This is a genomic window from Streptomyces sp. NBC_00019 (assembly GCF_045041015.1).
In the GTDB taxonomy this organism is placed as follows: Bacteria; Actinomycetota; Actinomycetes; order Streptomycetales; family Streptomycetaceae; genus Streptomyces.
Genome location: NZ_CP108302.1, coordinates 10209357 through 10223855 on the forward strand (window position 1 = coordinate 10209357; position 14499 = coordinate 10223855).

A 14499-nucleotide genomic window follows, 5' to 3' on the forward strand; every position below is an offset into this window, starting at 1 on the left:
GCGCCGTCAGTCGGCCAGGGCCACGTACAGGGGGCTGCCGAGCAGCACCCGCATGCCGGGGCGGGCGTCGACTTCGGGATAGGGGCTGGGGCCGGTCAGCAGGCGCCGGGCGACGAACTCCACGGTCTGCTGGGGGCCGCGCAGCAGCCGCCCCGCGGTGTGCACCCAGGCCAGGGAGGGCTGGTCGGCGGGCATCTCGACACCGTCGGCCGACAACGCCGAGGCCAGGCCGGCCAGGAGCGTCGGCACCGAGGACGGCGCGAAGTCCTGAGACTGCGGCGCACTCGAACCGAGCACATGGCTGCCGGCTCCGCCCAGACCGAGGATCGTCTGCCCGGTCCGGCCGCCGAAGTACACCAGCGCCCCGCCGTTCTCACCGGGCAGGAGCCCCCACTGCATGGGCAGGCTGCCGCGGAAGTACGGTCCCGGCTCGTCCACCGACCCTGTTTGCCCGGTCTCCTCCAGGTGGCGCAGAACGCGCTCCAACTTGGCCGTCCGGTCCGGCGCAGATGCTTCGACGCTGCGCCGAAGGCTGAACAGCTTGACGCTCAGGCCTGCTTCCGTGGTGCTCCGGCGGCCGAAAGCAGGATCGATCTGGGAGAGCAGCATGTCGACCTTGGCGTCGCTGATGTACAGGTAGTACCGCATCGTCACCGTCCGAGGCTATCGCTTCGCGGCCTCACGGGTCCCGGTCTCCCCACCAAGTTCCAGAAGACCACTCCCATCAACTCCAGCCCTAAGCTTGACCCTCAAGGGCTCGGGCCGTCCCGGCACGGCCCGTCGTCACCTGCTGTCGGCCGTCAGCCACGGCACCGTCGTGACACTCGCCCAGGCCTTCCTGAGAGTCACTGAGGCTGGTCGGCCACGGCTCCCGCCGGACCATGGACACAAAGGACCCGGTGGGCAAGTCCAGGTGCACGGTGTTCGGGACAGTGCAAGAGCCAGCTGTTCGCACTGTGGGGGAAGACGGCCAAGAGGTACGACGGTGCCAAGGGCACGGCGACCGTGCATCCCGGCCCGGCCGGCATCCCCCTCCACGACCCGGACACCGCCAACGACAGCGTCACCTTCGCCTTCGGTACGTCGACCACACAGACTGCGGCCTCGCCGCCTGGGGTTGAGAGCCTCAGATCCTGCCCACCAGGCCAGGGCGCGGCATATGTCAGAGAGCGTCGACCGCGCTCACCTTCCACGCGTCCGTCGTGCGGGACATCGTCATCCGCACCCGGTTGAGATCCACCCGGGACCCCGAGACCTGCGTGCTCTCGGTGACCTGGTTGACGAAGAGCAGGACCACGACCTCGTCCGGGGAGGCCGAGACGACGGAGGCTGCCGGGGTTCCGCCGGAGGCAGGAGCGGCGATCGTTGCCTTCACCACGCCCTGGTACTTCTTGGCCGTCGGGCCCACCACCGTCTTCGTCGTCTTCCCGTACTCCCTGCTGAAGGCACCGGTGAGGTGGGTACGGGCCTTCGCGAAGTCGCGGTTCAGGTGGCGGTAGTCGTACGACAGGACGATCGGTGCCGCCTCGCGTGCGGCCGCGACCGCCTCGGTGCGGGCAGCCTCCGTCCGCCGTCCGTCCCGGTACTGCCATCCCAGTACGGCGGCCGCCACCAAGCCCGCCACGAGCAGGACGCCGAGCAGTGCCGTGAACAGCCTTCGGCGGCCGGGCTTGGCGGGATTTCCTGCCTTTTGCGGCTCTTCTGGAGTGTCTGCCTCCTCGAATGCCTCAGGCGATGGCTCCGGCGGGTCCTGCCAGCCGTCCTTCGGGGCCTCGATGAGCACGGTGCGGCCCGCGAGCGGCCGTGCGGACCGGTCGTCGGCCGCCTCGGCGGTGGTCGCCGGCGAGCCGGCGTCGTGGTGGCTGCGTTCCGCGCGCTTGGCTGCCGCGCGAGCCGCCGCAGTCATCGTTCGCCGGGTAGTGGTGCCGGGGGGCGTCTTCGGCATCGTCGTACTCCTTGTACTCCTCGATAGTGGCTTCTCGCGGCATGCCGGTCAGCCGACGAACTCGACGTCCGACGTCAGCCAGCGGCCGTCCCGGTGCACCAGGTCCAGTTGCAGGCGGTAGGTGCGCGCCTCCCCCTGGGGTACGGCCGTGTTGGTCACCTTGCTGTCGGCGACCACCAGGACGCGGGCGGCGTTCTCGTCGGAGCGGACGATGCCGGCCTCCAGGATCTGGCCCTCGGACACCGATCTGTTCTGAGCCACCAGTTCGGTCAACTGCTCCGTCTGTGCCGCGAACTGCTTCTTGAAGTCGCCCGTGGCGCCTGCCAGGACGTTCGCGCTGTCGCGGTCGTAGTGCCGGTAGTCGAGGGAGGTGAAGTTCAGTGCCGACTGGCGGGCCGCGGCCAGGATGTCCTGGCGGCGCTGGTCCGCCTGGCGCTGTTCGCCGAGGCCGAGAGCCAGCCAGATCGTCAGTGCGGTGACCACGACTGTCGCCGTTGCCAGGCCCAGTGACCAGGCTCGTCCCGACAGAGTCCTGTCCATGGCCTTCAGCGCCTTCCTCACGGAATTCCTCACGCCATCGGTCCGACCAACAGCCATTGCCACGACTCCTTTCCGAACACGGCCCGCTGGCCGCCCGTCGAGCCGATCTCGACGGCCCTTCCGTCCGGTCCGGCGGTGGTGCCGGTCTCCGGGTCGTACGGTGTGACGTACGCCGTCTGCCGGGCGCCTCCGTAGGAGGCCGACGCGCCTGGGGCGTTCTGCGCGCCTCGTACGGACGACTCGCTGCCCCGCGGGAGCGTGCAGCGGGCGTCGGTGTTCGCCTCGCGGGTGCTCGTGTCGGCGGGGTCGCGGCGCGCCGTGCCGTAGCCCTGGGTGCACGCCGGAGGGTCGTCGGCATTGACCACCAGACCGAAGTGGGTCGTGCTGTCGCCCGGTACGACCGTGTAGCTGCCCGCCACCATCACCGGGAAGGTGACCAGGGCCTGTTCCACGCCGGGCAGCCGGGCCAGTGTCACCTGGCCGCCGCTGATCAGGTTCGCCAGCAGGACCGACAGCTCCGGTCCGGCCGATCTCAGCAGGGAGTTCACCTCCTGCGCCGCCGGTCTCGCGTTGCCGATCAGCTTGCGCAGGTCACCGTCGCTCGCCCTCAATTGGGCTGTCAGTGCCGCCAGATCGTTCGCGAACGACTTGATCGACGAACCCTGGTCCGCCTGGGTCTTCAGGGCCTTTCGTGAGTCCTCGATGAGCGCGATCGTCTCCGGCAGTGCCTCCGAGGCCGACTCGACCAGGGCGTTGCCCGAGTCCACCAGGCGGCTCAGGTTCGGGCCCGTCCCCGCGAACGCCTTGCCCAACTCGTCGACCGTGACCTGGAGATCGTCCTTGCCCACCGAGTTCACCAGGCGGTCCAGGCTGAGGACCAGGTCCGTCGTCGGGAGCGGAACGCGCGTGCTTGCGCGCGAGATCGTGCTGCCGTCGAGCAGGTACGGGCCGTCGGACGTGCGCGGTTGCAGGTCCACGTACTGCTCGCCCACCGCCGAGCGGTTCGCCACGACCGCCAGCGTGTCCGCCGGGATGCGCGGCGCCCCGCCGTCGATGTCAAGGGCCACGGACACACCGTCGGCGCCAGTCAGGCGCAACTCGCCCACCCTCCCCACCGGCACCCCGCGATACGTCACCTCGGCGCCCGGGAAGACGCCCCCGGAGTCGACGAAGTCCGCCCGCACGATGTAGCCGCGGTCCAGGACCTCGTCCACCAGACCCGTGTACTCGGCGCCGACGTACGACACTCCTACGGCGGTGATGGTGGCGAAGGCGAGCAGCTGGGCCTTGACCGTACGTGTGATCACGGCCGGACTCCCTTCAGCATCAGTTCGGCCAGGTCCAGGTCGATGTCCTCCGGCCATGCGACCCCTGTGCCGTAACCGCCGTAACCGCCGTAACCGCCGTAACCGCCGTAACCGCCGTACCTGCTGTACGTGCTGGTGCACACCGGCGGGCACAGCAGGGCACCGCCATCCCCGGACGGGGCGGAGGGGGACGACGGCACGCTCGGTGTGCTCGGCAGGGCGGTGGGGGTGGGGACGCCTGGCAGATCCGGTACATCCGGTACGCCCGGCAATTCCGGGGTCTCGGGAAGCCCGGGTCCCTGGGTCTCCCCGTCGCCGCTCCCGTTGCCCGGCTCCTCCGTCAGGTTGCCGTAGATCCCGGCCAGGTCGATGTCGGCCGTGATGTGCAGGTTGACATAGTCGCCCCTGATCGCGTCCACCGCGTTGCGCGGGAACGGGTAAGTGGTCAGCAGCTCAAGGGCGTTGGGCAGGTCGTCACCCGCCTTGTTCAGCTGTTGCAGGATCGGGCGCAGCTGCTCGAGGCTGGCGACCGTGTTGTCGTGCGAGGCGTCGACCACCTTCGTGCCCGTCGTGCCGAGCTTCGACAGTGCGGTGAGCATGCGCGTCAGGTCCCGGCGCTGGTCGGCCAGCACCTTCAGGGCCGGCGGCATCGCGTCGACGGCCTCGGCGATGGTCTTCTTCTCCTTGCCGAGTCGCTTGGCGAGCCGGTCCACGGCCTTCAGGGCCCGGACGATGTCCTTCTTCTGCGTGTCCAGGCCGCCCAGGAAGACATTCAGCTCCTTCAGCAGGGACTTGACGCGGTTCTCCCGTCCCTCCAGCGCCTTGTTCAGTTCCACGGTGATCGTCTTGAGCTGGGCCACACCGCCCCCGTTGAGCAGCGCGGACAGGGCGGACAGCACCTCCTCGATCTCCGGGTTGCGGCCACTGCGCGACAGGGGGATCACATAGCCTTCGCCGAGCCGCCCGACCGGCGCCGTGTCCGCCGGCTTCGACAGCGCCACGTACTTCTCGCCGAGCATGCTGGTCTGCCGCAGCTCGGCGATCGCGTTGCCGGGCAGTCTCACCGAGTCGGCGACCCGCAGCCGTACGCGCGCGTGCCAGCCGTCCAGCTCCACCCTCTCGACCGCGCCCACGGTGACGTTGTTGACCTTTACCGCCGACTGCGGCACCAGGTCGAGTACGTCACGGAACTCGACGGTGACGTGGTACGCGTTTCCGTCCGCCGCCGCACCTCCCGGCAGTTGGACGTCGTACCAGCCGTTGAACTCGCAGCCGGTCAGCAGCAGTGAACCGACCGCCGCCCAGGCCGCCACCCGGCCCTTGCGCAGCATCCTCGTGCGCTCGATGCTCATGCGCTCGCTCCCAGGATTCCGCCGAGCGTCCGGTCGACCGTGCCCGTCACGGCGGTGCCCTGCGGGACGTCCGGCAGGGAGTCGAACAGTTCCCTCAGCTCCTCGCAGTCGGGGTTCTCGCCGCCGCCCTCGTCCCCGGTCGTCCTGAGTACGGAGCACAGCAGCGATGCCGGATCCTGCGGCTGGTCGGCGTTGTTGCGGGTGTCGAGGGTGCCGGCCGACGGGTTGTAGGCGTTGTTGAGGTTCGACATGCCGGTCGGGGCCACCTCCAACAGCTCTTCCAGCGCGGCTCGTTGGGTGACGAGTACCTTGGTCACCTTGCTGAGGCCCGTCACGTTGGAGGTCAGCGACTTCTTGTTCTTTTTCACGAAGCCGGACACATCACCCAGCGCCGTTCCGAGGTTCTTCAGCGCCGCCGCCAAGTCCTTGCGCTCGCCCGCGAGTTGGTCCGCGACCTCGGCGAGGCTCTTGTTGAACGACCGCACGCTCTTGTCGTCGGCCGCCAGCGCCGCCGTGAAGACCTGGAGGTTGCGGATCGTGCCGAACAGGTCCGTGCGGCCGTCGGACAGGGTGGTGACCGCCTCCGAGAGGTCCTCCACGGTCTGGTGCAGGTTCTCGCCCTGGCCGTCGAGGTTGTCGGCACTGACCCCCAGCAGCCGCGACAGCGAGCCGTCCTTGTTGGCGCCCTCAGGGCCGAGCCCCTCGGCCGTGGTGTGCAGGCTGTCGAAGACACGGTCCAGTTCGACGGGTACGGCCGTGCGCGACTCGGGGATCTCGTCTCCGGTCCGCAGCACCGAACCGTCTCGGTACACCGGCAGCAGCTGCACATAACGGTCGCTCACCACCGAGGAGTTGATGATCGCCGCCTGTGCGTCCGCCGGGATCTTGCGGCCGGCGTCGTACTCCAGCTCGACCCGTACCCGGCCGCCCTCCGGCGTGATCGTCCTGACCTCGCCGATGCGGACGCCCAGCACGCGGACGTCCGAGCCCGGGTAGATGCCGACCGTGCGCGGGAAGTACGCGGTGACGCGGACCGGTTCGGGGCGCGGCCACAGGACGTAGGTGAGCGCGGCGACGAGGGCCAGTACGGTGAGCAGCGCCAGTCGCTTTCTCGTCCTGACAGGGATGTTCACTGTGCCCCTCCCGTCCGCGGCACGACCGGAGCGGCGACCAGGTTCTGGACGTAGGAGTCGAACCAGCGGCCGTTGCCGAGGGTGTTGCTGAAGACGCGTACATAGGGCGCGAGGAGCTTGATGCTCCGGTCCAGGCTGGACTGGTTCCGTTCGAGCATGCTCACCACGCGGTTCAGGCCCTTGAGGGCGGGCCCGATCTCCTTGTCGTTGTCCTGGACCAGGCCGGAGAGCTGGATGCCGAGCGCGGCGGAGCTCTTGAGCAGGTTGTGGATCGCCTCGCGCCGCTTGCTGATCTCCTTGAACAGCTTGTCGCCGTCCTTGACCAGGGCGGTGAAGTCGCCCGATCGGTCGGCCAGTACGCCGGTGACGCCGTTCGCGTGCTTGAGCAGCTCGCGCAGCGACTTGTCGCGGGAGGCCACCGTCCGGGAGATCTGCGACAGGCCCTTGATGGACGCCCGCACCTCTTGCGGTGAGTCCTCGAAGGTGGCGGAGATGGTGTTCATGGCCTTCGCCACCCGGTCGGTGTCGATCTTCTCCGACGTGGTGGTGAGGTCGCTGAACGCCTGTACGACGTCGTAGGCGGGGACCGTCCGCTTCAGCGGTATCTCGCTGCCGGGCGCCAACTGGCCCCGCCCCTTGGGGTGCAGCGCCAGGTACTTCGCGCCGAGGATCGTCTTCACCCGGATCGACGCACCGGTCCCGGTGCCGAAGCCCGGCTCGCCCTTGATCTTGAAGGTGACCTTGACGTGGTCGCCGTCCAGGTCGACCTCCTCCACCTTGCCGACCTTGACGCCGGCGATCCGTACCTCGTCACCAGGCTTGAGACCGCCCGCCTCCGCGAAGGCCGCGCTGTACGTCTCGCCGTCGCCGATCACCGGCAGGCGGTCGGCGTTGAACGCGGCCACGGTCAGCAGCGCGAGGATCGTGAGCCCGACGGCGCCGATGACGACGGGGTTGCGGTCGCGGAAGGGGCCGAGGCGCGGGCGGCGGAGCCGGATCCGCAGGATCTTCGGCGGTTCGACGCGCACCTTGAACAGCGGCTCCGGGCGTTTCTTACGGCTCATGCCCCGCACCTCGCCCTCGCCACGTGCAGATCAGGCGTGAGTACCTGCTTCGTCTTCGGCAGCACGATCCGCCCGTCGAAGTCACACAGGTAGAAGTTGAACCACGAGCCGTAGGACGCCGTCCCCGTCAGTTCGTTGAGCTTGTTCGGCAGCCGCTTCAGGACGCCCTCCACGGTCTTCTCGTTGTCGTTCAGCGTTCCGGTGAGCTCGGTCAGCTCGGCGATGTCGTCCTTCAGCGGCGGGCGCGCGTCCTTCAGCAGCCCCGAGGTGGCCTCCGTCAGATCGCCGATGCTCACCAGCGACTGCCCGATGGGCTTGCGATCGGCGGACAGGCCCGAGACGACCCGCCGCAGCTGCTTGAGCAGTCCGGAGAAGCGGGCGCCGCGCTTGTCCAGCGTCCCCAGCACGGTGTTGAGGTTGTCGATCACCGAGCCGATCAGCTCGTCACGGCCGGCCAGGGTCGTGGTGAGCGACGCCGTGTGCATCAGCAGGCTGTTGACGGTGCCGCCCTCGCCCTGGAGCGTCTTGATGATCTCGGTGGCCAGCTGGTTGACGTCCTTCGGGCTGAGCGCGGCGAACAGCGGCTTGAAGCCGTTCAGCAGCGCGTTGAGATCGAGGGCGGGCTGCGTGCGCGCCAGCGGGATCGTCGCGCCGGGCCGCAGTCGGGTGCCGTTGCCCGCGCCCTCGGTCAGCGCGACGTACCGCTGCCCGACCAGGTTGCGGTACCGGATGACCGCGCCCGTGCCGGCCAGCAGCGGCCGGTCCTCGGTGACCGTGAAGGTGACCTCGGCCAGCGTCCGGTCCTTGATCCGGATGCCCTCGACCTCGCCGACCCGCACCCCGGCCACGCGGATGTCGTCGCCCTCCTCCAGGCCGGTGACGTCGCTGAACACCGCGCTGTACCGGTGCTCGGGGGTGAAGGAGATGTTCACGATGGTGGCGGCCAGCAGCGCTGTCGCCAGCACGGTCACCACCGCGAAGAGGCTGAACTTGATGAGCGGGGCGGCGGTCTGCCGGGCTCCCGCGCTCCTCGTACGACCGGTCCTCATGCCACACTCACCGCCGTTCCGCGCGCCAGCGGCCCGAACAGCAGCGTCGCGACTGGCGGCACCTCGTCGGCGGGCACGCCGAGGGCAGGGGCCACGAGCGAGCCGACGGCCCGCTGTTCGGCCAGGGTGGCGGAGACGCCGACCGGACTCGACGACGGACTCGCCTTGCCGGAACCGTCGTTGAGGTGGGCGCCGGGCGCCGGCACCGGAGGATTCGGCAGGTCACGGCAGTTGGGCCCCGACCGTTCGCCGTAACGCGGCTCCTCACCAGGCTCGTATGCCCCCTGCGGCCGTACGACCTCCAGCGTGATGTGCATCTTGCCGCCGGCGAACGCCTCCTCGGAGGCCTTCTCCTGCCGGACGAGACCGGCCAGCAGGCACGGGTACTCGGGGGAGTAGCGGGCGAACAGCTCCAGCGTCGGGCGCGAGACCCGGCCGAGGGTGATGAGCCGGTCGCCGTTTGCGTCGAGGAAGTCCTCGGCGGTGCCCGCTACGGTGGCCGTGGTCTTCAGGGCCGCCGCGAGCCGGTCCTTCTGCTCGACGATCGTGCGGCTGGTGGTGACGGTGTTGCGCAGGATCGTCAGCAGGTCAGGCGCCGCGTCGCCGTAGATCTCGGCGACCTCCGCGAAGCGGGCGATGTCCTCGGTGAGGGACGGCAGATGGGGGTTGAGGCGGCGCAGGTAGGCCTCCAGGCGGGTGAGGTTGTCGCCGATCCGGTCGCCGCGGCCTTCGAGGGCGGTGGCGAAGGCGGACAGGGTGGCGTTGAGCTTGCCGGGCTGGACGGTTCGCAGCAGGGGCAGCAGGTCGTTCATCAGCTGCTGCACCTCGATGCCGACGCGGGTGCGGTCCTGGGTGATGACGTCACCGGCGCGGATCGGGCGAGCTGACGAGGACGCAGAGCCGGCGGGCGGCACCAGGTCGACGTACTTCTCGCCGAACAGCGTCTTGGGCAGCAGCCGCGCGTGCACGTCCGACGGGATGTACGCGACGTGCTCCGGCTTGAGCGCGATGTCGAGCGTCGCCTTCGTCCCGTCGGCGTGCACCTCGCGCACCTCGCCGACCAGCAGCCCGCGCAGTTTGACGTCGGCCCGCGGATCGAGCTGGTTGCCGAGGCTGTCGGCCTCCAGCGTGATCCGCACCGCCGGCGTGAACACCTGCCGGTAGACGGCGACCGACAGCGACAGCAGAGTTGCGAGCACGGCGATGAAGACGAGGCCGTACAACCGCAGTCTCAGCACCCTCATACGGCGGCTCACCCCGCGATCCGTACGGTCGTGTTGGCGCCCCAGATCGCGAGCGACAGGAAGAAGTCGAGGACGTTGATCGCCACGATCGAGGTCCGCACCGCACGGCCCACCGCGACGCCGACGCCCGCCGGGCCGCCGCTCGCGTAGTAGCCGTAGAAGCAGTGCACCAGGATGATCAGGACGGCGAAGACGAGCACCTTGCCGAAGGACCACAGGACATCGACCGGGGGCAGGTACTGGTGGAAGTAGTGGTCGTAGGTGCCGGCCGACTGGCCGTAGTAGGCGGTGGTGATGGTGCGGGCCGCGAGGTAGGAGGACAGCAGCCCGATCACGTAGAGCGGGATCACGGCCACGAACCCGGCGATCATCCTCGTCGTCACCAGGAACGGCAGCGAGGGCACGCCCATGACTTCGAGTGCGTCGGTCTCCTCGCTGATCCGCATCGCGCCCAACTGCGCGGTGAAACCGGCGCCGACCGTCGCCGAGAGCGCGAGCCCTGCCACCAGCGGGGCGATCTCCCGGGTGTTGAAGTACGCCGAGAGGAACGCCACGAAGTTGGAGGTGCCGAGCTGGTTCAGGGCCGCGTAGCCCTGGAGGCCGACCTCGGTGCCGGTGAAGAAGGACAGGAAGGCGATCACACCGACCGTGCCGCCCACCACGGCGAGCGCGCCCCGGCCGAAACTCACCTCGGCGAGCAGCCGCAGGATCTCCTTCTTGTACCGGCGCAGGGTACGGCCGGTCCATGCCAACGAGCGGCCGTAGAAGGAGAGTTGGGTGCCCAGCGCTTCCAGGGAACGCAGGGGGCGGTCGAGCAGTCTCATCGGCTAACCCCTCTGCGGGACGACTTGGAAGTACACCGCGGTCATCACGAAGTTGGTCACGAACAGCAACATGAAGGTGATCACCACCGACTGGTTCACCGCGTCGCCCACGCCCTTCGGGCCGCCCTTCGCGGTCAGCCCCTTGTACGAGGCGACGATCCCGGAGATCGCGCCGAAGACGAGTGCCTTGGCCTCGCCCGCCCACAGGTCGGAGAGCTGGGCGAGGGTGGTGAAGGAGGCGAGGTAGGCGCCCGGAGTGCCGTTCTGAAGGACGACGTTGAAGAAGTAGCCGCCCGCCACGCCGACCACCGACACCAGGCCGTTGAGCAGCACCGCCACCAGCATCGACGCCAGTACGCGCGGCACGACGAGGCGGTGGATGGGGTCGATGCCGAGCACCTGCATCGCGTCGATCTCGTCGCGGATCTTCCGCGCCCCGAGATCGGCACAGATCGCCGTGCCGCCGGCGCCCGCGATCAGCAGTGCGGTGACGATCGGGGAGGCTTCACGCAGCACGGCCAGCACGGAGGCGGCACCCGAGAAGGATTGGGCGCCCAACTGCCGTGTCAGACTGCCGATCTGGAGAGCGATGACCGCTCCGAACGGGATGGAGACGAGGGCCGTCGGCAGGATGGTGACGCTCGCGACGAACCACGCCTGCTGGATGAACTCCCTTGCCTGGAAGGGCCGTCGGGGGATCGTCCGGACGACGTCCAGCGCCATCGCGAACAGGCTCCCCGAGTGCCGCAGCGCTCCGATTGGAGACAGACTCATGCGTCGGCCACCGCCTTCTGGTGCAGCGCCGCCTCGCGCCGGGCGATCGCCTCCCAGCGCGGTGGCCGGGGGATACCTGGCCCCGGCAGCAGGCGGGGAGTCAGTGCCTGACTGCCAGGAGACTGTGTGGCCCTGCCGTCGTCGCCGAGGGCCGCGAGCTCCTGCTCGACCTGCGCGGCGTCCTTCTCCTCCGCCATGCCGATCGGGCCCTGCATCCGGCCGTTGAGGAACTGCCGTACGACCGGCTCGTCGCTGGTCAGCAGCTCCTCGCGGGGCCCGAACAGCACCAGTTCGCGGCGGAACAGCAGCCCGATGTTGTCCGGGACCTGGCGGGCCGAGGCGATGTCGTGCGTGACGATCAGGAAGGTAGCGTCGATCTGGGCGTTGAGGTCGACGATGAGCTGGTTGAGGTAGGCGACGCGGACGGGGTCGAGGCCCGAGTCGGGCTCGTCGAAGAGGATGATCTCCGGGTCCAGGACGAGCGCCCGGGCCAGCCCGGCCCGCTTGCGCATCCCGCCGGAGATCTCGCCGGGCAGCTTCTCCTCGGCGCCGATCAGGCCGACCATGTCCATCTTCTCCAGGACGATGCGCCGGATCTCGCTCTCGGACTTACGGGTGTGCTCGCGCAGCGGAAAGGCGATGTTGTCGTACAGGTTCATCGAGCCGAACAGCGCGCCGTCCTGGAACAGCACGCCGAACAGCTTCCGCACCTCGTACAGGTCGTGCTCGCGGAGCCTGGTGATGTCCCGGCCCTGGATCGTGATCGACCCGCGCTCCGGTTTCAGCAGTCCCACGAGCGTCTTGAGGAACACCGACTTGCCCGTGCCCGAGGGGCCGAGCATGACCGAGACCTCCCCGGCGGGCAGCGTCAGCGAGACGTCCTGCCAGATGACCTGGTGACCGAAGGACTTGGTCAGCCCTTCCACACAGATCTCGACACCCATCCGGTCCACCCTTCAGCCCTGGAGCAGCTCTGACATCTGCTCTACGGGGAGGGGGCGGGCGTCCGTCGCTCGGATCGACGATTTTTTCGGACGGGTTTCCGGAGGCTACGGAAGGGGGCTCGGAGTGGACACGGGGAGTGCGGCGGACGGTACGGCGGGAGCGTCCGGGACCGCCCTGTCCGTCGGAACGACGGAGAGGTCCACCGGCAGGTCGGGGATCTCGGGCAGCTGCGGCACTTCCGGAGCGGACAGCATCGGCAGCGGCGACACCGGGACCTCCGGAACGTCCGGAACCCCCGGCAGTGGCGGCACGGACAGCGGCAGGAACGACACGTCAGCCTGGGACTCGGCTGCCGGCCGGTCGGCCGACGCACCTGTGGGCTCCCCCTGAGTCGTACGACCCCAGCCCCCACCGTCCGGCCGCAGCGCCTCCGCGCCCGGCGAGGCGACGGCGGGCCGAGGCGCCGTACCTCCCCCGTCCCCGCCCCCTTCAAGGGCGTACGGCAGCACGAACCCCGCCACCGCCAGCGTCGCCGCCGTCGAGGCGACCGCGACGGCCTGCACCTTTCCGCCGCCGCGCGGCCGTCCCCACCCGATGAGGAACAGCGCGAATCCGAGCGTCGCGGCCAGCGACTGCCGCAGCGTCCGTCGCGCCCGGGCCAGCAGCGACTCGACGGTCCGGTAGCTCAGACCCATCCGGACGGCGACCTGGCCGACGTCCAGGTCCTGCGACCTCAGCCGCAGCGCCTCGGCCTGCCGCGCGGGCAGCTCACCACTGCGTACCGCCAGCCACTTCGCCTCGGCCCGGTCGCAGACCGCCTCCTCGACGGGCACCGGCCCGGGGGCGATGAGGGTCGGGCTGGTGTGGACCTGCGCTTCGCGGTTCACCTGCCGGTAGCGGTCGACGCACAGCCGCATCGTGACGGTCGTCAGCCAGGCCGCGAGCCGCTCGTCGTCCAGGTCCGGGCGCTCGGCGGCGCGCAGCATCGCCTCGTGCACCGCGTCCTCGGCGTCCTCCGTACTCATCGACCGGCGCCGGGCCACTTTGAGCAGCTGCTCGCGGTGTCTCCACATGCGCTGCCAACGGTCGTCGGAGGCTTCCATGTCCGCAGGCATGTCCGTCGCCATGAGGGCTCCTTCGCGCTCACTCACCGGCCTTGTTCCGTCCGGCGGGGCGCGACATTACCGTCCAGTATCGGCGGTTGTGGAGGGGGCGGCGGTCATCGAGTCCGCGTTGTTACTGGTCACTGGGCCGCCGCTGGGCGGCACGCCGTCGCCGGGGAGCCCGATGTCCGGGTAGGGGAGGGGGAGTTGGGGATCCTCGGTCTCCTCGGGTCCGGTGTCCGGACGGGACGTGGTGGGGGCTGGCGGGGCGGGCGCCGACGGCGTGCGGGACGGGGTGGCGCTCGGACGGGCGGAGGGAGCGCGTGAGACCGGCTTCGAGGGTGACCGCGAAGGCTCGGGGCGGACCGAGGAACCGGTGGAAGCGTCCGGCACCACCCGGTACCCGTCCAGGAAGTACGCGTACCAGACCCTGACCGTGCGTAGATAGGCCGCCGAGTGGTTGTAGCCGAGGATCACCCGGTCAAGTTCGGCCGGGACGGACAGATCCCGCCCGCCCGCGCAGAGGTAGCGTCCGGCGGCCAGCGCCGCGTCCCAGACGTTGTTCGGATCCCTACGCTCGTCGCCGTTGCCGTCCGCGCCCCAGCGGGCCCAGGTCGACGGAATGAACTGCATCGGCCCGACCGCCCGGTCGTACGCCGTGTCCCCGTCATGAGCACCGCCGTCGGTGTCCCGGATCAGCGCGAAGGAGACGCCGTCCAGCCGTGGCCCGAGGATTGGCGTCACCGTCGTACCGTCCGACGTCACCCGACCACCCCGCGCCTGTCCGGACTCCACCTGCCCGATCGCCGCCAGCAGCTGCCACCGCAGCCGGCAGCCGGGCGCCTCACGCGAGAGCTGCTGCTCTGCTTGCCGGTAGGCGGCGAACACGCTCGCCGGCAGCGCGGCGTCCACTTCCGCCGGTGCCGCGGCGCCGTCCCGCCTGCCGGCGGCCCGCAGTGGCGGGAGCTCGGTGCGGTACGGGGTGTCGCCGGACACGCTCCGCCCGTGCCTGGCGGATGCCTGCCCCGCTGTCGGCGCCGAGGCCCGTGCCGGGACCTCCCGCGGCGCCTGTGACGCGGTCAGCGCCGCCATCGCCACCATCGCCGCCGCCGTACCCTTGCCGACTCTGACTCCGTACCCTGCCACTCTCCGGTCCCCTCCCTGCAGATGCCCGTCCGTCGTCTGCTCTACGGGGCAGGAGGGTGGGTCCGTCGCACGA

14 protein-coding genes are annotated in these 14499 nt (G+C 69.9%); all 14 read right to left on the bottom strand.

Annotated elements, in window-relative coordinates; genetic code table 11:
• Nucleotides 1–6: 6 nt before the first annotated feature.
• A complete protein-coding gene (locus OHU89_RS47315; RefSeq protein ID WP_405654967.1) occupies nucleotides 7–648 on the bottom strand; it encodes a DUF7019 family protein in 642 nt (213 codons plus the stop codon).
• A 514-nt stretch (nucleotides 649–1162) separates the two neighbouring features.
• Entirely contained in the window at nucleotides 1163–1945 is a 783-nt protein-coding gene (locus OHU89_RS47320; protein WP_405652389.1) for a hypothetical protein, read from the bottom strand.
• Nucleotides 1946–1993: 48 nt separating this feature from the next.
• Nucleotides 1994–2485, bottom strand: coding sequence for a hypothetical protein (locus tag OHU89_RS47325; RefSeq protein ID WP_405652391.1), 492 nt, complete (start codon nucleotides 2483–2485; stop codon nucleotides 1994–1996).
• A gap of 29 nt (nucleotides 2486–2514) precedes the next feature.
• Entirely contained in the window at nucleotides 2515–3792 is a 1278-nt protein-coding gene (locus OHU89_RS47330; RefSeq protein WP_405652393.1) for an MCE family protein, read from the bottom strand.
• Nucleotides 3789–5144, bottom strand: coding sequence for an MCE family protein (locus OHU89_RS47335; protein ID WP_405652395.1), 1356 nt, complete (start codon nucleotides 5142–5144; stop codon nucleotides 3789–3791). Before OHU89_RS47335 ends, OHU89_RS47330 begins: the two co-directional genes overlap by 4 nt.
• Complete coding sequence (locus OHU89_RS47340) at nucleotides 5141–6247, bottom strand: MCE family protein (protein ID WP_405654968.1); 1107 nt, start codon at nucleotides 6245–6247, stop codon at nucleotides 5141–5143. The genes OHU89_RS47335 and OHU89_RS47340 overlap by 4 nt, the downstream gene beginning before the upstream one ends.
• Before the next feature lie 26 nt (nucleotides 6248–6273).
• A complete protein-coding gene (locus OHU89_RS47345; protein ID WP_405652397.1) occupies nucleotides 6274–7341 on the bottom strand; it encodes an MCE family protein in 1068 nt (355 codons plus the stop codon).
• Nucleotides 7338–8390, bottom strand: coding sequence for an MCE family protein (locus OHU89_RS47350; protein WP_405652399.1), 1053 nt, complete (start codon nucleotides 8388–8390; stop codon nucleotides 7338–7340). Before OHU89_RS47350 ends, OHU89_RS47345 begins: the two co-directional genes overlap by 4 nt.
• Entirely contained in the window at nucleotides 8387–9634 is a 1248-nt protein-coding gene (locus OHU89_RS47355) for an MCE family protein (RefSeq protein ID WP_405652401.1), read from the bottom strand. Before OHU89_RS47355 ends, OHU89_RS47350 begins: the two co-directional genes overlap by 4 nt.
• Nucleotides 9635–9642: 8 nt before the next feature.
• Nucleotides 9643–10458: an MlaE family ABC transporter permease gene (locus tag OHU89_RS47360; RefSeq protein WP_405652403.1), complete on the bottom strand. Its 816-nt coding sequence runs from the start codon at nucleotides 10456–10458 to the stop codon at nucleotides 9643–9645.
• A 3-nt stretch (nucleotides 10459–10461) separates the two neighbouring features.
• Nucleotides 10462–11232, bottom strand: a complete 771-nt coding sequence (locus tag OHU89_RS47365) for an ABC transporter permease (protein WP_266818363.1) — start codon at nucleotides 11230–11232, stop codon at nucleotides 10462–10464.
• Nucleotides 11229–12176, bottom strand: a complete 948-nt coding sequence (locus OHU89_RS47370; protein ID WP_405652405.1) for an ABC transporter ATP-binding protein — start codon at nucleotides 12174–12176, stop codon at nucleotides 11229–11231. The genes OHU89_RS47365 and OHU89_RS47370 overlap by 4 nt, the downstream gene beginning before the upstream one ends.
• Nucleotides 12177–12281: 105 nt before the next feature.
• Entirely contained in the window at nucleotides 12282–13304 is a 1023-nt protein-coding gene (locus OHU89_RS47375; RefSeq protein ID WP_405652407.1) for a sigma-70 family RNA polymerase sigma factor, read from the bottom strand.
• A gap of 54 nt (nucleotides 13305–13358) precedes the next feature.
• A complete protein-coding gene (locus OHU89_RS47380) occupies nucleotides 13359–14426 on the bottom strand; it encodes a lytic transglycosylase domain-containing protein (RefSeq protein ID WP_405652409.1) in 1068 nt (355 codons plus the stop codon).
• Between the last annotated feature and the right edge of the window lie 73 nt (nucleotides 14427–14499).